The sequence below is a fragment of the Nonomuraea sp. NPDC023979 genome, from assembly GCF_040639085.1.
In the GTDB taxonomy this organism is placed as follows: domain Bacteria; phylum Actinomycetota; class Actinomycetes; order Streptosporangiales; family Streptosporangiaceae; genus Nonomuraea; species Nonomuraea ceibae.
Genome location: NZ_JBEZZG010000006.1, coordinates 272,799 through 290,239, shown reverse-complemented (window position 1 = coordinate 290,239; position 17,441 = coordinate 272,799). Strand labels below are relative to the sequence as shown.

18 protein-coding genes are annotated in these 17,441 nt (G+C 71.5%); 9 read left to right on the top strand and 9 right to left on the bottom strand.

Translation table 11 applies throughout. The annotated features are described in order from the left end of the window. Window positions 1–96 precede the first annotated feature (96 nt). The 4 genes from AB0G11_RS14915 to AB0G11_RS14900 all read right to left on the bottom strand — a co-directional run bounded on the left by AB0G11_RS14915 (window position 97) and on the right by AB0G11_RS14900 (window position 2,975). Entirely contained in the window at window positions 97–618 is a 522-nt protein-coding gene (locus AB0G11_RS14915; RefSeq protein WP_219505006.1) for a hypothetical protein, read from the bottom strand. Between the two features lie 72 nt (window positions 619–690). After that, window positions 691–1,905 carry a C40 family peptidase gene (locus tag AB0G11_RS14910; protein ID WP_308125747.1) on the bottom strand — a complete coding sequence of 405 codons (1,215 nt, stop codon included), beginning with the start codon at window positions 1,903–1,905 and terminating at the stop codon, window positions 691–693. Window positions 1,906–1,946: 41 nt separating this feature from the next. Next, window positions 1,947–2,447 (bottom strand): transcription elongation factor GreA, encoded by a 501-nt coding sequence (gene greA, locus AB0G11_RS14905; protein ID WP_219505008.1) that lies wholly within the window; start codon window positions 2,445–2,447, stop codon window positions 1,947–1,949. A gap of 108 nt (window positions 2,448–2,555) precedes the next feature. Then, a complete protein-coding gene (locus AB0G11_RS14900) occupies window positions 2,556–2,975 on the bottom strand; it encodes a DUF4307 domain-containing protein (RefSeq protein ID WP_219505010.1) in 420 nt (139 codons plus the stop codon). A gap of 135 nt (window positions 2,976–3,110) precedes the next feature. On the opposite strand from AB0G11_RS14900, the gene mca reads away from it, so the two are divergent. Genes mca through AB0G11_RS14885 form a run of 3 tightly spaced genes read left to right on the top strand, consistent with a single transcriptional unit; the run spans window position 3,111 to window position 4,497 of the window. Next, window positions 3,111–3,995 carry a mycothiol conjugate amidase Mca gene (mca, locus tag AB0G11_RS14895; protein WP_308125748.1) on the top strand — a complete coding sequence of 295 codons (885 nt, stop codon included), beginning with the start codon at window positions 3,111–3,113 and terminating at the stop codon, window positions 3,993–3,995. Window positions 3,996–4,037: 42 nt separating this feature from the next. After that, window positions 4,038–4,214 (top strand): hypothetical protein, encoded by a 177-nt coding sequence (locus AB0G11_RS14890; protein ID WP_219505012.1) that lies wholly within the window; start codon window positions 4,038–4,040, stop codon window positions 4,212–4,214. Further along, on the top strand, window positions 4,204–4,497 hold the full coding sequence (locus tag AB0G11_RS14885; protein WP_219505014.1) for a GNAT family N-acetyltransferase: 294 nt from the start codon (window positions 4,204–4,206) through the stop codon (window positions 4,495–4,497). Before AB0G11_RS14890 ends, AB0G11_RS14885 begins: the two co-directional genes overlap by 11 nt. Here AB0G11_RS14885 and AB0G11_RS14880 read toward each other — a convergent pair. Further along, complete coding sequence (locus AB0G11_RS14880) at window positions 4,494–5,645, bottom strand: hypothetical protein (RefSeq protein ID WP_219505015.1); 1,152 nt, start codon at window positions 5,643–5,645, stop codon at window positions 4,494–4,496. The genes AB0G11_RS14885 and AB0G11_RS14880 overlap by 4 nt on opposite strands. Before the next feature lie 85 nt (window positions 5,646–5,730). Between AB0G11_RS14880 and AB0G11_RS14875 the strand changes: the two genes are divergently transcribed. Then, window positions 5,731–7,695 (top strand): thioredoxin domain-containing protein, encoded by a 1,965-nt coding sequence (locus AB0G11_RS14875; RefSeq protein ID WP_219505016.1) that lies wholly within the window; start codon window positions 5,731–5,733, stop codon window positions 7,693–7,695. 147 nt (window positions 7,696–7,842) lie between these two features. Here AB0G11_RS14875 and AB0G11_RS14870 read toward each other — a convergent pair whose 3' ends face one another. Together AB0G11_RS14870 and AB0G11_RS14865 are read right to left on the bottom strand one after the other, a co-directional pair. Beyond that, window positions 7,843–9,954 carry a transglycosylase domain-containing protein gene (locus AB0G11_RS14870; protein WP_357586274.1) on the bottom strand — a complete coding sequence of 704 codons (2,112 nt, stop codon included), beginning with the start codon at window positions 9,952–9,954 and terminating at the stop codon, window positions 7,843–7,845. Between the two features lie 77 nt (window positions 9,955–10,031). Then, complete coding sequence (locus AB0G11_RS14865) at window positions 10,032–10,517, bottom strand: Lrp/AsnC family transcriptional regulator (protein WP_219505018.1); 486 nt, start codon at window positions 10,515–10,517, stop codon at window positions 10,032–10,034. A gap of 96 nt (window positions 10,518–10,613) precedes the next feature. Between AB0G11_RS14865 and hppD the strand changes: the two genes are divergently transcribed. From hppD to AB0G11_RS14840, 5 genes are all read left to right on the top strand, one after another. Further along, window positions 10,614–11,723, top strand: coding sequence for a 4-hydroxyphenylpyruvate dioxygenase (gene hppD / locus AB0G11_RS14860; protein ID WP_219505019.1), 1,110 nt, complete (start codon window positions 10,614–10,616; stop codon window positions 11,721–11,723). Window positions 11,724–11,797: 74 nt separating this feature from the next. Then, window positions 11,798–13,201: a M1 family metallopeptidase gene (locus tag AB0G11_RS14855; protein WP_219505020.1), complete on the top strand. Its 1,404-nt coding sequence runs from the start codon at window positions 11,798–11,800 to the stop codon at window positions 13,199–13,201. Window positions 13,202–13,241: 40 nt separating this feature from the next. Next, complete coding sequence (locus AB0G11_RS14850; RefSeq protein WP_219505021.1) at window positions 13,242–13,577, top strand: PadR family transcriptional regulator; 336 nt, start codon at window positions 13,242–13,244, stop codon at window positions 13,575–13,577. Beyond that, the gene (locus AB0G11_RS14845) at window positions 13,574–14,464 is read left to right on the top strand and encodes a hypothetical protein (protein WP_357586272.1); all 891 of its coding nucleotides are present in this window, start codon (window positions 13,574–13,576) and stop codon (window positions 14,462–14,464) included. Before AB0G11_RS14850 ends, AB0G11_RS14845 begins: the two co-directional genes overlap by 4 nt. Further along, on the top strand, window positions 14,461–15,288 hold the full coding sequence (locus AB0G11_RS14840; protein WP_219505025.1) for a hypothetical protein: 828 nt from the start codon (window positions 14,461–14,463) through the stop codon (window positions 15,286–15,288). Before AB0G11_RS14845 ends, AB0G11_RS14840 begins: the two co-directional genes overlap by 4 nt. Here the strand turns inward: AB0G11_RS14840 and AB0G11_RS14835 are convergent. Continuing rightward, window positions 15,285–16,223: an ROK family protein gene (locus AB0G11_RS14835; RefSeq protein ID WP_357586270.1), complete on the bottom strand. Its 939-nt coding sequence runs from the start codon at window positions 16,221–16,223 to the stop codon at window positions 15,285–15,287. The genes AB0G11_RS14840 and AB0G11_RS14835 overlap by 4 nt on opposite strands. Beyond that, complete coding sequence (locus AB0G11_RS14830) at window positions 16,220–17,392, bottom strand: FIST N-terminal domain-containing protein (RefSeq protein WP_357586321.1); 1,173 nt, start codon at window positions 17,390–17,392, stop codon at window positions 16,220–16,222. Before AB0G11_RS14830 ends, AB0G11_RS14835 begins: the two co-directional genes overlap by 4 nt. Window positions 17,393–17,441: the final 49 nt, after the last annotated feature.

Sequence of the window (17,441 nt, the reverse complement as noted above, 5' to 3'; positions counted from 1 at the left end):
AAACTCGTCCGGGCACTGGTTCAGTCCAATCGGGATGGTCTAAACCAATTTCCGAAATGGTTTAGTCCATTGCCCGGACGGTTTTCCCTGCGTGCCTCAGGAATGCAGATCGGGGCCGGCGGAGCGAACGCGGTCGACGTGCTGGAGCGCGTCGCGCAACTCGGCCAGCCAGGTGTCGGTGTTGCGGCCGACGAGACGGACGCACCAGGCGAGGGCGTCACTGCGGCTGCGGGCCACGCCGGCGGCCACGAGCGTGTCGAGAACTTGCCGCTCAGATTGCCGCAATCTGGTCATAACGGGCACAGAGAGTGTGGTGAACATCACAGTCTCGCCGCCGCAGACGACGCCCCACGAGACCTTCTGCCGGAACCGGTGCTCGGCCTCCTTGGCGATCTCGATCCGCCGCTCGCGGGTCTCCTCGCGGAAGCGCCGGATCAGCCCCTCGACGAGCGCGGCCCGTTCGGCGTCGTCGGCGCCGGCCGGCGGGTCGGGCAGCGTGCCGAGCACCGCGATCTCCTCGCGGTCCCTGATGACCTCGGGCGCACCGGTGAACCAGCCCTCGGGGAGCCGCCCGGTGAACCAGCCGCGTATCTGCGCCGTCACATCATCGCTTGCCATGTAATCACCATTACACAGTTGCGTCCCGAATGCACGCGCCGAAGCCCATCGGGTATCCGTAGGGAGAACCGCTCAGACCCGCCCGGCGGCCTGCGGGCTCACCCGCACCACGCCGGCAAGGTTGCGGGTGCTGATCGGTGCGATCTTGACCACGTCGCCCGTGCGCGGCGCGTGCAGCATCTTGCCCTTGCCCCAGTAGATGGCCACGTGCGAGATGTAGGCCGGGTTGGTGGGGTCGTTGCGCCAGAACAGCAGGTCACCGGGCTGCGCCTGGGAGAGCGGCACCTGCGGGCCGGTCAGCCACTGCTGGTGCGTCACGCGCGGCATCCGCACCCCCGCCCGCGCGAAGGCCCACTGGACCAGCCCCGAGCAGTCGAAGGTGTCGGGCCCCTCGGCCCCCCACACGTACGGACGGCCGAGCTTGGAGGCGGCGGCCTCCAGCGCGACCGTGAGCTGCTCGCCGGTCATGAACGAGCCGGTCGGCCAGTTGCGCTCGCGCGCCCGCGTCGGCGGCAGGACCGGGTTGACCATGGCCGACTGGGTGCCCTTGGGCAGCAGCTTCATCACCCGGCGCTGGAGCTCGGCCGAGTTGGTCTTGGGCGCGCTGATGATGAGCGCGTTGTCGCGCGGCAGGCCGAGCGCCCGCCCGGTCTCCCGCGACACCACCGCGTCGACCGCGCCGAGCCCGGTGGTGGCGTAGGCGCCGATCCGCAGCGGCCCGCGCGGCCCGCTGACCCTGCTGTGCAGCGTCAGCCCGCCGTCGTTGCCGAGCACGAACGACACGGCCACGTCCCCGGCGGCCACGTTCGACCACAGCGGGTCGGAGGCGGCCGTCACCTTCGGGGTGTAGGCCCGGAACGTGGACGGCGACACCGCGAGCGTCTGCACCCGCTTGCCGTCGAGCGTGATGCTGGCGGCGTCGGCGAGCTCCATCGCCCGCACGCCGGGCACCTTGGCGATCTTGGCTAACTGCTTGGCGGTGAACGGCTTGCGCGTCACCACGAACAGGTGCGGCTTGTGCAGCGTGCCGAGCGGCTTGACCGGCTCGACCGTCCTCGTGCCGGCCATCAGGCTCTGCCGGGGCGCCGGGCGGGGACGTACGGGCTCGGCGGCGACGGGCTGCGGCGCGGGGCGCTCGATCTCCGCCAGCAGCAGCACGTCAGCCGTCAGCACGGCCACCAGCGCCACCACGATGAACGGGATCAGCCTGCGGTGGTCACGCCGCCTGGGGGTGTTGACCAGGAAGCTGAGGTCCTGCCGGATGCCCGAGGGGGCACGCGTGAACACCGCCGGGCCGTCGTGGGCCCGGCGGTGCCGGTCTGCGGGGGTCAGTTGCCGATGTACGGCACAGCCTCGAGGATCTCGACGGTGTTCTGGCGGCCGTTGGGCATGCTGTAGGTCGCCTTCTCACCGATCTTCTTGCCGTTGATCGCCGCGCCCAGCGGGGACTTGGGCGAGTAGACGTCGATCGGGGCGCCGCTCTCCTCGCGGGAGGCCAGCAGGAAGGTCACCTCGTCGTCGTCGCCCTCGAAGCGGATCGTCACGGTCATGCCGGGGCCGACCACGCCCTCGGTCTTGGGTGCCTCACCGACCTGCGCGCTGTCCAGGATCTGACGGAGGTGGAAGATCCGGGCCTCCATCTTGCCCTGCTCGTCCTTGGCTGCGTGGTAACCGCCGTTCTCCTTGAGGTCGCCCTCTTCACGGGCGGCCTCGATCTTCTTGGCGATGTCGACGCGCCCGGGCCCCGAGAGATATTCGTGCTCGGCCTTCAGGCGGTCGTACGCCTCCTGCGTCAGCCATGTGACGTTCTCATCGCGAGAGTCGGCCACGGGTTCTCCTTGCTTGCTTAGGGGGCCCTGAGATCACTGAAGGTCGCGTACGGTTGAATTGCGAAAGGCTAACAAGTCAACGGCTGGAACGCTTCCCCAAATGTCTCACTATACGAGATTGCAGTACTGGACGTGGACAGACGTCGCCTGGGCACTGGTGTCCAGGCGCTCCTTGCGGGGCTTACTACCCTCACCAGCCGGAATTCTTACTTCCTTGCTGCCTACTTCCCCGTGGTTCACGTCCGTGGCCCTGATCCGGCACACCGCCGAGCGGTCGTCGGGCTTGTGCACCGTGAAGGTTACCTCGGCCCGGGCCTGATCCTCGATCCGGAACGAGACCACCTGCGCCTTGGCGCCCGTCGCGGTGCCCGTCATCGACCACATCACGTAACCCCAGCCACCTGCGACGATGGCCACGAGCACCCCGATCACGACGTGCACGACGAGCCGGCCGCCCCGCTCGGGACGGTCCGGAAAGTCGGCGGGTGTGCCGAGAACGGGTCCGTTCCCGACATCTCTGGTGGCCATGGCGGAATCTCCCTGCACTCCCTGAGCGTTATCCGAGACAATTGTCGCCCGCGGGGGTCACGCCCTCGCGACCGCCCAGCAGAAACTAACCTCTCTGGGCAACTGATCGGTCCCTACTGAGGAGACATCGAGCCCGTGAGTGCACCGCTGAGGCTGATGGCCGTCCACGCCCACCCCGACGACGAGTCGAGCAAGGGCGCCGCCACGATGGCGCGATATGTCCGCGAAGGCGTTGACGTGCTGGTCTGCACGCTCACGGGCGGCGAGCGCGGCTCCGTGCTCAACGAGAAGATGGACCGGCCGGAGATCGTGGCCAACATCGCCGAGGTCCGCCGCGCGGAGATGGACCGGGCCCGCGAGATCCTGGGCGTGCAGCAGCGTTTCCTCGGCTTCGTCGACTCGGGGCTGCCGGAGAGCGAGGAGGAGGAGCTGCCCGAGGGCTGCTTCGCGCTGCAGAAGCTGGAGGACGCCTCGGCGCCGCTGGTGGCGGCCGTGCGCGAGTTCAGGCCGCACGTGATCATCACGTACGACGACGACGGCGGCTACCCGCACCCCGACCACATCATGACCAACCGCGTGTCGGTGGAGGCGTTCGAGGCGGCCGGCGACCCCGACCGCTACCCGGGCACCGGCGACCCGTGGCAGCCGCTCAAGCTCTACTACCACATGGGCTTCCACCGGGCCCGTTTCGAGGCGCTGCACGAGGCGATGACCGCGCGCGACATGGGCTCCCCGTACGCCGACTGGATCTCCCGCTGGGAGGACCGGCCGGCCAAGTGGGAGGTGACCACGAAGGTGCCGTGCGGCGAGTACTTCGCGATCCGCGACGAGGCGCTCAAGGCGCACGCCACCCAGGTCGACCCCGACGGCTGGTGGTTCGTCTGCCCGCGTGAGCTGCAGGAGGAGATCTGGCCGACGGAGGACTACCACCTGGCGCGCTCGCTGGTCGACACCGAGCTGCCGGAGGACGACCTGTTCGCCGGGATCCACGCCGAGGAGACCTCCCCCGCCTGCCACTGAGGCGCCGGTCGGAGCACCACCCCCAGGTGGCAGACTGGAGGTGTGACCGTTCTAGCAGCAGGTGACATCAGTCCGGGCATCCTCGGCTTCACCGTCGTGGCTCTCATCGGCTTCGCGCTCTATTTGCTGATCAAGTCGATGAACAAGCAGATCTCGAAGATCGAGGTGCCTTACGAGGCCGAGCTTCGGCAGCAGGAAAGCGTGAAAAATGCCGATTGAAGTTGTCGACAACTCGGCGGAGAGCCGGTTCGAGGTTCTCGTCGACGGCAAGGTCGCCGGGTTCGCCGACTATCGCCTGCTGCCCACCAAGATCGTCTTCACCCACACTGAGGTCGCGCCCGAGCACGAGGGGCAGGGGCTGGCGGGCCGGATGGTCAAGCACGCCCTGGAGGCGGCGCGTGACACCGGCCTGACCGTGCAGCCGCTCTGCCCCTACGTGGCCTCCTACATCGAGCGCCACCCCGACTTCAAGAGCCTGCTCGGCGACCAGCCCGGCAGCTAGTCGGCGGGCGACCAGGCGCGTTCCAGCGCCATCGGCAGGCCCCACCAGCCGAGCGGCGTGAGCCTCTCGTCCTCGTCGACGATGCCGAGCTGCGCCCACAGCGCGACCACCGGCACGAACAGCGCCTCCGTCGCGTCGAGGTCGCCCGGGTCCTCGTCGTAGCCGTCGATGTCCTCCGACTCGGCGATGAGCACCGCGATCCGCTCCGGCGACGCGGGCGCGCCCGGCCCCAGCCGCGTCAGCGCGGCCACCGCGGCCAGCCAGTCGGCGTGCTGGAGCGCGCACAGGTTGGCCAGCACCGAGTCCTCGACGCTCACCTCCCGGTCGAGGTCGGCGAACTCCTCCAGCAGGTCGCTCTCCTCCGACAGGTCCGACACCGGCCCGGCGATGCCCGCCGCCACCGACAGCCACAACTCCGCCTCGTCGACCGGCAGCGGCCGCTCGTCGAACCCCGCGCAGGCCCGCAGCACGTTGCCCGGATAGCCGGGCTCGCCCAGCAGCTCGCGCAGCCGGGTCGCCGCCCGGTCCAGCTCCGCGATCGGCAGCTCCGGCAGCTTGTCCAGCTCGCCGAGGATGCGCCGCAGCTCCGACAGCGCGAACGCCTCCTCCTCGTCGAACGCCGCGAACAGCTCCTCGTCCTGCTCGTCGCTGACCGCGAACCCGGGCACCCGCCCGTCGGCCAGCGGCGTGGCCAGCCACCGCTCCTGAAGCTCCTCGTACGCGCGCCGCGCGCCCTGGTCGCCGGCCGCCAGCGCGTCGGGGTCGATCTCGCCCGAGCGCACCCGCTCCTCCAGGTAGGCCACCAGCCGCCCGAACATCTCCTGCGCCACCGGCCCGCGCTCGTCCTCCTCCGGCCACACGAAGTAGCTCGGCGTCATGAGGATCGGCTCGGTGCCCGTCGACTCGACCCAGCGCTGCACGTCGCCCACCGTGGCGGCGCCCGACTCGATGGAGCTCAGCGCCGATCTGGCCGAGTCCCAGAACCGCGCGGACAGCGGGTTGCCCGCGGCCATCATCGCCCGCCGCAGGTCGGGCAGCGCCACCAGCGCCACCCCGGAGGCCACGGCCAGCAGGGCGCGGGCGACGTCGCGCCGGGTGAGCGCGGCCGGGGCGCGGCCGGCGTGCGCGCAGACGAAGTCGAGATCCACGATCCGTAAACTACGCCCCCGCCGCCTTCGCAAACACCGGTCCGCCGATAACGGGTGGGTCCCGGGCGTGTGAGAGCCTGGCTGTGTGAACAGGCTCGCCGGCTCGACCTCCCCTTATCTGCTGCAGCATGCCGCCAATCCGGTCGATTGGTGGCCGTGGGGAGAGGAGGCGATGAGCGAGGCCCGGCGCCGCGACGTCCCGTTGCTGATCAGCGTCGGCTATTCGGCGTGTCACTGGTGTCACGTGATGGCGCACGAGAGCTTCGAGGACGAGGCCACCGCCCGGCTGATGAACGAGCACTACGTCAACGTCAAGGTCGACCGCGAGGAGCGGCCCGACGTCGACGCCGTCTACATGAGCGCCACGCAGGCCATGACGCAGCAGGGCGGCTGGCCGATGACGGTGTTCGCGACCCCCGAGGGGCATCCTTTCTACTGCGGCACCTACTTCCCGCGCCCGCAGTTCCAGCGGCTGCTGCTGGGGCTGCACCAGGCCTGGACCGAGGACCGGCAGACCGTGCTCCAGCAGGGCGCGAAGGTCGTCGAGGTGCTCGGCTCCGGCACCACGCTGCCCAGCGGCCCGCTGCCGACGGCGCGGACGCTGGAGCAGGCCGTGGCCAACCTGCGCGAGTCGTACGACCCGGTCCGCGGCGGCTTCGGCGGCGCGCCGAAGTTCCCGCCGTCGATGGTGCTGGAGTTCCTGCTGCGCTCGGGCGAGCGCGAGATGAGCGGCCGCACGCTGGAGGCGATGGCCAGGGGCGGCCTGTACGACCAGCTCGGCGGCGGGTTCGCCCGCTACAGCGTCGACGCCGGCTGGGTGGTGCCGCACTTCGAGAAGATGCTCTACGACAACGCGCTGCTGCTGCGCGTCTACACCCACTGGTGGGTTGCCGGCGGCGGCCCGCTGGCCCGGCGGATCGCGCTGGAGACGGCCGACTGGCTGCTGCGCGAGATGCGCACGCCCGAGGGCGGGTTCGCCTCGGCGCTCGACGCCGACAGCGAGGGCGAGGAGGGCAAGTTCTACGTCTGGACCCCCGACCAGCTCCGGGAGGTGCTCGGCGACGACGACGGCGCCTGGGCGGCCGGGGTGTTCGAGGTGACGGGCACGTTCGAGCACGGCACGTCGGTGCTGCAACTGCTGTCCGACCCCGCCGACACGGCCCGGCTCGACAGCGTGCGGGCCCGGCTGCTGGCCGCCCGCGAGGAGCGCGTACGGCCGGGCCGCGACGACAAGGTGGTGGCCGGCTGGACCGGGCTGGCGATCGCCGCGCTGGCCGAGACCGGGATCGTGTTCGACCGGCCCGACCTGGTCGAGGCCGCCACCTCGGCCGCCGTGCTGCTCCACGAGGTGCACGTCGAGGGCGACAGGCTGCTGCGCACCTCCCGCGACGGGCGGGCGGGGGCCAACGCGGGCGTGCTGGAGGACTACGCGAACCTGGCCGAGGGCCTGATCGCGCTGCACGGCGTGACCGGTGAGACGCGCTGGTTCCGGCTGGCGGAGACGCTGCTCGGCACCGTGCTCGACAGGTTCGGCGACGGGACGGGCGGCTTCTACGACACCGCCGACGACGCCGAGCGGCTGTTCCAGCGGCCCCAGGACCCGACCGACAACGCCACCCCGTCCGGCCAGTACGCGGCGGCGGGCGCGCTGCTGTCCTACGCCGCGCTGACCGGCTCGGCCCGGCACCGCGAGGCGGCCCACGCCGCGCTCGGCACCGTGTCGGTCCTGGCCGGCAAGCACGCCCGGTTCGCCGGGTGGGGGCTGGCCGTGGCGCGGGCGGCGCTCGACGGGCCGGTCGAGGTGGCGGTCGTCGGTCCGCCGGACGACCCGCGCACCGCCGAGCTGCACAAGGCGGCCTACCTGGCGGGGGCGCCGGGCGCCGTCGTGGCGCTGGGCTCCGGGTCGACGCCTGACGCCGTGCCGCTGCTCCAGGAGCGCGGGCTGGTCGCCGGGGCGCCGGCCGCGTACGTGTGCGAGGGCTTCGCCTGCAAGCTGCCGGTCACCACGGCCGCCGACCTGCGGGCGCAGCTGGACCGCTCCGGGGGCTGACCGGGCACCAACAGGTTCCCAACACGCGCTCTCTAACGTCGGGGTGAAACGCACCGACGGGGAGAGGCAGCGGATGAGCCGCAGAACGTTCCACAGCGGCCGGAGGGACGCCGGTCCCCACACGATCAGGACGTGTGGGCGGCCCGGCTAGAGGACGGGTTCCGGGCGGCCGCCGTCGTCGGGCGGGCCGCCCGTGGGCTCGGCCGGCGCCTGTGTCGGCGGACCCTGCTGCTCGTCCGGGACGGTCGGCGACTGCTCGTCGGGCGTTTCGGGCTCGGTGGTGGGCTCGGGGATCGGCGGCTCGGTGGCGTCGGGCGAGTCGGGCGTCTCCGTCCACTCCTGCTCCGGCCCGTCGGTGGGCAGCGTCTCGGGCCGCCGCTGGTCGTGCCGGGGCTCGCCGTAGTCGGGCTGGTAGCCGTAGCGCGACGGCTCGGGGAAGCGCTCGACCGGCTCGCCCTCCATCGCCTCGGCCATGAACGCCCGCCAGATCCGCGCCGGGAGCTGCCCGCCGAACTGCACGCCGTAGCCGGGGATGCTCACGGTCTTGTTGTCGTCGCGGAACATGTCGACGGCCACGGCGAGCTGCGGCGTGAAGCCGTTGAACCACACCGCGCGGGAGTCGTCGGTGGTGCCCGTCTTGCCCGCGACCGGCCGGTCGTACAGCCGCGCCGCGGTGCCCGTGCCGTACTGAACGACCTGCTGCATCGCGTAGGCGGCGTCGGCGGCGGCCTGCTCGTTGACGGCGCGGGTGGCCTCGGGCTTGACGACGTCCTTCATGCCGTCGGCGTCGGTGACGCTCCTGACGACGTGCGTCTCCATGTGGACGCCGCCGTTGGCGAAGGTGGCGAAGCCGGAGGCGTTCTGCACGGCGCTGACCGAGGCCACGCCCAGCGGGAACGTGGCGGCCTGGACGTGCGGGGCGAGCTGGGCGGCCGGGATGCCCATGGCTTCGGCGGTGGCGGCGACCTTCTCGGGGCCGACCTTCTGCGCGAGGTCCACGAACGCGGTGTTGACCGAGTTCTGCGTGGCGGAGACCAGGTCGATCCGGCCGTAGGAGCGGCCGCTGTCGTTGGGGATGGGGTTGTCCGGGTCGGACGCCACCCGCATCGGCGAGTTGCCGTTGACCCTGGTCGACAGGCCGAACCCGTTGTCGAGCGCGGCGGCCAGCGTGTAGGGCTTGAACGTGGAGCCGGCCATCACCTTGGCCGAGAACGCGTTGTCGTACTTGGACTTGCTGGGGCTGCCGCCGTAGAAGGCGACGACCTCGCCGGTGGCCGGGTCGACGGCGGCCAGGCCGGTGCGCAGCTTCTTGGGCAGGTTGTCCGGCAGCGTCTCCTTGACGGCGCGTTCGGCGGCCGTCATGAGGTCCTTGTCGAACGTGGTGACGATCTTCAGGCCGCCGCCGTTGATGTCCTCGTCGGTGTAGCCGCGCCGGTTGAGCTCGGCGGTGACCTGCTCCAGCATGTACTGGGCCTGGCCCTTGAGCTGGAACGGCTTCTTGGGCGCCTTGAGCTTGGGGAACTTCTGCTCGGCGGCCTGGGCCGGGGTGAGCGCGCGGGTCTCCACCATGGCGTCGACGATCGCGCGCCAGCGGGCCTCGGCGGCGTCGAGGTCGGGGCCCTCGGGGTCGGCGAAGCGGCTCGGCTGCTGGATCACCGCGGCCAGGTAGGCGCCCTGGGCGATGCTCAGGTCCTCGACGTCCTTGCCGAAGTACGCCTGGGCGGCGGCCTGGACGCCGTTGGCGCCGCGCCCGAAGTAGATGGTGTTGAGGTACTGCTCCAGCACCCAGTCCTTGGACTTGGACTGGTCGACCTTCAGCGAGATCATGATCTCTTTGAACTTGCGGGTGACCGACCGTTCCTGGCTCAGGCCGCTGTAGTAGTTGCGGACGAGCTGCTGGGTGATGGTCGAGCCGCCCTGGAGCTGCTGCCCGGTGAGCGTGGACCACAGCGCCCTGGTCGTGCCCTTGACCGAGACGCCGCCGTCCTCGTAGAAGGAGCGGTTCTCGGCGGCGATGACGGCGTCGCGCACGTGCTCGGGCACCTTGTCCAGGGTGACGACCCGGCGGTTCATGCCCTGGCGGGCGATGACGCTCTTGCCGTCGCGGTAGTAGATGACCGAGCCCTGGGCGGTGGCGTCCTTCTGCGTGCTGTCGGGAATGGGCGTCATCGCCCACGCGATGCCGAACAGCGCGGCCAGCACGACGAGGCCGGCACCGGCCGTGATCAGCAGGAATCGCAGCAACCGCCGCTTTCGCATCGTGCCGCCCTCCCCTGGTCCTCGGCGCGAACGTCAAGGGTAAACGATCGATAACGGTGCATCGTCCTGAGCCGATGCTACGACCGTTGACCCTCCCTGCGCGGGACATCGGCCACCAAAGGCAGCACTCGGTACGGAACAGGGGTGTCCAGGGCGATGATCGAAGAAGTCCGGAGAACTCCCTGCACACCGACGATCTGGTCGATGACGCGCTGCAGGTCGGAGTTGGTCCGGGCGACCACTCGGCAGAGCAGGTCGCTGCCTCCGGTGATGGTGTGCACCTCCAGCACCTCGGGGATGAGCGCCAGCCGGTCGGCCACCGGGTCGTGCCCGGCCACCTGCCGGATCTCCATCAGCACGAACGCGGTGACGTCGTAGCCCAGCCCCACGGTCGACACGTCGGGGCCGAACCCGGTGATGACGCCCCGGGCGATCAGCCGGTCGAGCCGGGCCTGCACGGTGCCGCGGGCGACCCCGAGCCGGCGCGAGCACTCCAGCACCCCCAGCCTCGGCTCGGCGGCGAGGAGAGCGATGAGGCGCGCGTCGAGGTGGTCAATAGTCACAGGTTCTCCGGTGCTTCACACCCAGGATTGGGCAGATTGTCCACTCATCTACGTAACTCTTGCACAACTCGCCCAGGTAAATCGAGAGTTAGTGGCATGAGTGATGTCTTTCCGGTCAACGGCATGGATGCAGTGGTCTTCGCCGTAGGCAACGCCAAGCAGGCCGCCCACTACTACTCCACGGCGTTCGGCATGAAGCTGACCGCCTACCGAGGGCCCGAGAACGGCAGCCGGGACGAGGTGGCCTACGTGCTGACCTCGGGCAGCGCCACGTTCGAGTTCCGGGGCGCCGTACGGGCGGGCACCGGGGTGTCCGCGCACGTGGCCGCGCACGGTGACGGAGTCATCGACCTGGCCATCCAGGTGCCGGACGTCGAGGCGGCCTACCAGCACGCCGTCTCGCACGGCGCCCGCGGCCTCGACGAGCCGTACACGGTGGAGGACGAGCACGGCAAGGTCGTGCTCGCGGCGATCGCCACCTACGGCGAGACCCGCCACACGCTCGTCGACAGGTCCAACTACGGCGGCCCCTACCTGCCCGGTTACGTCGCCGCCGAGCCGCTGGTCGCCCCGCCCGCCACCAAGTCCGGCCGGCTCTTCCAGGCCGTCGACCACTGCGTCGGCAACGTGGAGCTCGGCAAGATGGACGAGTGGGTGGAGTTCTACCGCAACGTCATGGGCTTCACGAACATGGCCGAGTTCGTCGGCGACGACATCGCCACCGAATACTCGGCGCTGATGTCCAAGGTCGTGGCCGACGGCACCCGCAAGGTCAAGTTCCCGCTCAACGAGCCGGCCGTCAGCCGCAGGAAGTCGCAGATCGACGAGTACCTGGAGTTCTACGGCGGCCCCGGCGTGCAGCACATCGCGCTGGCCACCAACGACATCCTGACCACCGTCGACCACATGCGGGCGGCCGGGGTGGAGTTCCTCGACACCCCCGACTCCTACTACGAGGACCCGGAGCTGCGGGCCCGCATCGGCAACGTGCGCGCGCCGATCGAGGAGCTGCACAAGCGCAAGATCCTCGTCGACCGCGACGAGGACGGCTACCTGCTGCAGATCTTCACCAAGCCGGTGCAGGACCGCCCGACGGTATTCTTCGAGCTCATCGAGCGCCACGGCTCGCTCGGTTTCGGCAAGGGCAACTTCAAGGCGCTGTTCGAGGCCATCGAGCGCGAGCAGGAGCGCAGGGGCAACCTCTGAACCGGTGGTGATCAGCGGCTCCTTCGTGGATGCTTACGTTACGTAAGTTGACGATCACGAAGGGGAGCCGCGTCATGAGGCACACCAGGAGGCGGGCCGCGGCGCTGGCCGCCCTGATGAGCGTGCTCGCGTGCGGGCCGTCCGACGGGGCGGCCCGCGACGAGGGCCCGGCGGGGGCCCGGGCGGGCGCGGCGGGCATCGGCGACGCCGACTTCCCCACCGACGGCAACGGCGGCTACGACGTCGCCCACTACGCGCTCAAGCTCGGCTACACGCCCGCGAGCAAGCAGCTCGACGGCGAGGCCACGATCCGCGCCACGGCCACGGCGCCGCTGTCGCGGTTCAACCTCGACCTCAGGGGCCTCACTGTGCACGGGGTCTGGGTCGACGGGACCGCCGCCACGTTCACCCGGGCCGGCGACGAGCTCACGGTCGTCCCGGCCCGCCCGCTGGCCCGCGGCGTGCCGTTCATCGCCAGGGTCTCCTACTCCGGAGTGCCCGAGCCGGTGCGCAACTCCACCAACCTGGGCACCTACGGCTTCGTCCCGACCCCAGACGGGGCGTTCGTGGCGTGCGAGCCCAACGGCGCCAAGACCTGGTTCCCCGGCAACGACCACCCCGCCGACAAGGCGGCCTTCGACTTCGAGATCACCGTGCCCGAGGGCGTGACCGCGCTGGCCAACGGCGAGCTGCGCGGCGAGCCGCGCACCAGCGAGGGCAGGACGACGTTCCGTTGGCGCGAGACGCACCCGATGACCACCTACCTGGCCACCGCCACCATCGGGAAGTTCCACCTCAAGAAGGGCACCACGACGGGCGGCATCCCCAACCTGGCGGCCGTCGACCCCAGGTTCCGCTCCACGCTGGAGAAGTTCCACCGCGTCTCGGGCGAGATCACCGACTACTGGAGCACGGTCTTCGGCCCCTACCCGTTCGGCTCGACCGGGGGCGTGGTCGACGACTTCTCCGCCGGCTACGCGCTGGAGAACCAGACCAAGCCGATCTACGGCGGCTTCGAGCCCGACGACGGCATCATCGCGCACGAGCTGGCCCACCAGTGGTTCGGCAACAGCCTCAGCATCAAGCGGTGGAAGGACCTGTGGCTCAACGAGGGCTTCGCCACCTACGCCGAGTGGCTGTGGTCGGAGCACAAGGGCCGGCGCACCGCCGACGCCCTGTTCGCCTCCTACCACGCCCGCCCGGCCACCGACCCGATCTGGTCCTACCCGCCCGGCCGGGCCAGGCCCGCCGACCTGTTCAACGAGTCCGTCTACACGCGGGGCGGCATGACGCTGCACGCGCTGCGCCGGGCCATCGGCGACCGGACGTTCTTCACCCTGCTCAAGACCTGGGCCGCCGAGCACCGCTACGGCAGCGTCACCACCGAGCAGTTCGTGGCGCTGGCCGAACGCCTGTCGGGCAAGCAGCTCGACGCGCTCTTCGACGCCTGGCTCTTCCAGCCGCGCCGCCCGGCATGATCTTCTTGCCGCACTTCGGGCATCGAAGTATGGTGCCCGCATGCCGAAGGGATCGACGGGCCTGAGCGAGCAGGCTTACTTCGTGCTCGCCTCGCTCCTCGACGGGCCGCTCCACGGGCACGCGATTCTCAAGCGGGTGGTGGAGCTGTCCGACGGCCGGATCACGCTGGCGGTCGGCACCCTCTACGGCGCGCTCGACCGGCTCGCGGCCAACGGCGTCATCGAGGTCGAGCGCGAGGAGATCGTCAACGGCCGCAAGCGCCGCTACTTCCGCATCACCGACGACGGCACCGGCCTGGTCCAGGCAGAGGCCCGGCGCATGCAGCAGGCCGCCGCCGTGGTGACCCGGCGGCACCTGGGGGCGACGGCGGGATGAGCCCGCTGGAGCGGCACTACCGGTTACTCCTGCGGGCCTACCCCTCCGGCTACCGCTCCGACCACGGCGACGAGCTGCTCGACGTGCTCCTCGACGCCGCCGGACCGGGCCGGGCCCGCCCGCCGGCGCGCGAGGCGGGCGCCCTGCTGCTGGGCGGGATGCGCGCCCGGCTCACCGAGTCGGCCGTCGGCCCGGCCTGGGCCGACGGCCTGCATCTCGGCGTGCTGGCGCTGTCGCTGGTCAACCTGGCCGCGCTGATCCCGTACACGGCCGAGACCGGCCTGTGGACGGCGCTGGCGGCGCTCGGCTTCCTCGCCGTCCTGCGCGGCCGCGTCGGGCTCGCGCTGCCGGTCATGATGCTCACCGGCAGCAAGGCCGTGGCGGTCACGCTCGGGCAGCCCTGGCTCGACCGCACGCTCCTGCCGGTCTTCCCGGGCGGCCCGTGGGCGGACGGCCCCGCCCTGTACGGCAACGCCGGGCCGGTCGCCACGGCCACCTCCGGCGCGCTGGTGGTGCTTGGGCTGCTCGTGCTGGCCGCACGAGGCGAACGGCCACGGCCGCGGTCGTGGTGGTGGCTGGCCGTCCTGCCGGTGGCCGCCGGGCTGGACCCCGGCTGGGACGACCTGGCGAGCCCGAGCGCGCAGACCGTCGTCCGGGTCGTCCTGGAGGCGGCGCTGCTGGTGACCGCCGTCTACGCGGGCCGCCTGACGCGCGACGGCCGCTGGGCGGTCGCCGCCGCCGTCTACCTGCTGCCGGCCACGGCGGTGCTCGGCGAGCACCTGTCCCTGGCCTCCCGCCAGGAGATCGCCCACTGGGCGCTGCTGGCCGTCCTCACCGCGGCCTCGGCGGTCGCCCCGGCGACCGCGCGGCGAAGGCTCGTCCTGTGAGGGTCCTCGCGCTCGTCGTGCTCCTCGCCCTGGCCGGCTGTGCGGTCTCCAGCGCCGAGGCCGGCGGCACCGGCAAGCGGTGGCGCTGGGAGAGCCTGAAGGCCGCCTGCATGGCCGAGCGCGGCTTCAAGTACGAGATGTGGGTGCCGGACCGCACGCTGACGGCCGAAGCCCTGAGGCGCGCCGACGGCCACTACGCGTCGATGCGGCGGCACCGGGAGAAGTACGGCCACGGCGTCTTCTCCGGCTACGTCCACCGCACCACGCAGGAGGCCGGGGGTGTGGACCTGCACCCCTCCTTCCCCAACGACCGGTACATCTCGGCCCTGTCCGCCAGCCAGCAGACGGCCTACCACCAGGCCGACCAGGAGTGCTTCACCCGCGCGGTCAAGGCCGTGCTCGGCAGGGACGTCACCGCCGTCGACGACCTGCACCGGCTGCACGGGGCGGCGCACCGGGCCCTCGACGAGCGCGAGTTCGACAGCGACCCCCGGCTCGTGGCCCTGGCCCGCGACTACGCGGCGTGCCTGCGCGCGAAGGGATACCCGGTGTCCACGGAGAAGCCGAGCCAGATCAGCCACCTGGAGGAGGAGCGCTTCCGGGCCAAGCTGTCGGCGCTGGGCCGGGAGCAGAACCCCGGCGCCGAGCCCGGCATGGAGTTCATGCCTGCGCTCACCCGCGAGGAGGCCATGCCCTACCTGCGCGAGGAGATCGACTCCGCGCTCGACGACCTCGAATGCGGCAAGGAGTTCTTCCCCGCCTACCACCCCCGGCACCGGGCCGCCACGGACCGGCTCCGGGACGAGTGGGGTCTGGGCTCCTAGCGCTTCTCCGTCAGCACCAGGGCCGCCGCCCCCACCAGCCCGGCCTCCTGGCCGAGCGCCGCGGGCAGGACGCGCAGGCGGTGGGCGAAGGCCATCCTGGCGTGCTCGCGCAGCGCCTCCTCCAGCGGCCCGAACAGCGGCTCGCCCGCCTGGGACAGCCCACCGCCGATCGTGACCAGGTCCAGGTCGCACAGGTGGGTGGCGGAGGCGATGGCGATGCCGAGCGCCCGCCCGGCCCGGCGCATCGCCGCGAGCGCCACCTCATCCCCGGCCAGGGCGTCGGCGGCCAGCGCCCGGCCGGTCACCGCGCGGTCCTCCCGGTAGAGGCCGTCGCCTGCGGAGGCGGTGCCGGGCGTCCAGCCGCGGGCCAGCGCCCACTCAGTGAGGGCGGGGCCGCGCGCGACGGCCTCCAGGCAGCCGTGGCCGCCGCATCCGCAGGGCGGGCCGCCGTCGGGTTCGACCACGATGTGGCCGATGTGCCCGGCGTTGCCGGTGCCGCCGTCGATGAGCCTGCCGCCGAGGATGAGGCCGCCGCCCACGCCGGTGGACACCACCATGCCGAGCATGTCGGCGACGCCCCGGCCGGCGCCTCGCCAGTGTTCGGCCAGGGCCACGCAGACGGCGTCGTTGTGGATGCGTACGGGAAGGCCGGGGAAGCGGCCGGAAAGCCGGGCGCGCAGCGGGAAGTCGCGCCAGCCGGGGATGTTGAGCGGTGAGACCTCGCCCGAGGGCCAGGTCATCGGGCCGCCGCAGCCGATGCCGACGCCGGTCACGCCGGCGGCGAGCGGTTCGACGAGGCCGGCGAGGGTCTTCCACAGGGTCTCGGCGTCGGCGTCCTGCGGGGTGGCCGCGCGGAGGGTGCGCAGCACGGCGCCGTCGTGGTCCACGTGTGCGGCGGCCATCTTGGTGCCGCCGATGTCGAGGGCGAGGATCACCCGCCGCTCGCCGAGGAGAAGACCAGCACGGAGGCGGTGAAGCCGTGGACGTGGTTGTGGCCGGCGACCGGGCCGACCTCGCCGGCGGCGAAGAAGCCCGCCACGCCGATCGGCCCGAGCGTGTCGCGCAGCGCGACGGGGTCGTGGTCGGCAGTGCCGAACATCGCCGATCCGCGCCCGTTGCAGGAGAACAGCAGCGCCCCGTCGACGCGGCCGAGCTCTTCCCGGTGCGCGTCGAGGACGTCGTACAGGTCCTCGTCGGCGGTGGCGGCGTCGCGCACCTGGAAGCGGACGGTCCGCCCGATGTCCACGATGTCGCCGATGGCCACGGCCTCCCGCTCCGGGTCGATACCGATCACGCCCCTGATGAGGAAGTCGCCGCGTTCGTGCCGTTCGGCGTACTCGTCCATGGCGAGGCCGATCTGCAGCCCGGCGGCGACCAGTTCGCGGTCGTCCTCGTCCAGGTCGCTGACGATGTCCTCCAGTCGGGACAGGGCGGGCTGGCCGGCGAGCTCCAGCAGCAGGTTCTCCTCGCAGCGGGTGACGACCATGCTCGGCCCGATCGGGCGGCAGCCCTGGCTGACCACGGTGCTCACCCGGATGGCGCCGCTGATGAGCACGCCGATGGCGCCCTCGGTGTAGACCTCGCCGTCGGCGAACAGGCGTACCGATCCCCTGCCCTGGAGGCCGTTGGCCAGCCCGCCGACCAGCGGCAGGTCGCCCAGCACCTCCGCCGAGCGCTCGACGAACGCGTCGGTGGGGAAGGAGTACGGGTCGGCGAGCAGGATCGCCACGTGGTCGTCGGCCGTCCGCTCGGGCAGCCCGACCACCACGAACCTGTCCTCGGCCGTGAGCGTCTCCAGCGCGAACGTGGTCAGCTCGGCCCCGTCGAGGGTGGCCGCCCACGCGCTCACGGCGGGCGTCAGCTCCACGCCCTGCCCGTCGCCGATCACGCCGGTGGCGCTGCAACCGATCACGTGCGCTTCGGGGGCCATCCGCATCGCCCGCTCCCCCGCCCTGGCGACGTCCTCGGGATCGTCGCCGCAGATGAAGAAGCAGACCAGGTCGGCCTGACCGCTGAGCCTCGCCAGGGCCTGGCCGACAGCCCTCTCCGCGGCTTCGACCAGGTCGGAATCCACGGCGAGGCCGTCGGCGAAGCGGCTCGTCATGACTGCCACGCCTCTCGCCTCCCTCGGCAGGTCCAAGTTCCCTAGGCCC

Excerpts from the sequence above, each read along its gene's own strand:
- AB0G11_RS14870 (WP_357586274.1), bottom strand. The coding sequence starts at position 9,954 with ATGCGAAAGCGGCGGTTGCTGCGATTCCTGCTGATCACGGCCGGTGCC.
- AB0G11_RS14850 (WP_219505021.1), top strand. The coding sequence starts at position 13,242 with ATGCCGAAGGGATCGACGGGCCTGAGCGAGCAGGCTTACTTCGTGCTC.
- AB0G11_RS14855 (WP_219505020.1), top strand. The coding sequence starts at position 11,798 with ATGAGGCACACCAGGAGGCGGGCCGCGGCGCTGGCCGCCCTGATGAGC.
- AB0G11_RS14915 (WP_219505006.1), bottom strand. The coding sequence starts at position 618 with ATGGCAAGCGATGATGTGACGGCGCAGATACGCGGCTGGTTCACCGGG.
- AB0G11_RS14900 (WP_219505010.1), bottom strand. The coding sequence starts at position 2,975 with ATGGCCACCAGAGATGTCGGGAACGGACCCGTTCTCGGCACACCCGCC.
- AB0G11_RS14845 (WP_357586272.1), top strand. The coding sequence starts at position 13,574 with ATGAGCCCGCTGGAGCGGCACTACCGGTTACTCCTGCGGGCCTACCCC.
- AB0G11_RS14885 (WP_219505014.1), top strand. The coding sequence starts at position 4,204 with ATGCCGATTGAAGTTGTCGACAACTCGGCGGAGAGCCGGTTCGAGGTT.
- hppD (WP_219505019.1), top strand. The coding sequence starts at position 10,614 with ATGAGTGATGTCTTTCCGGTCAACGGCATGGATGCAGTGGTCTTCGCC.
- AB0G11_RS14830 (WP_357586321.1), bottom strand. The coding sequence starts at position 17,392 with ATGACGAGCCGCTTCGCCGACGGCCTCGCCGTGGATTCCGACCTGGTC.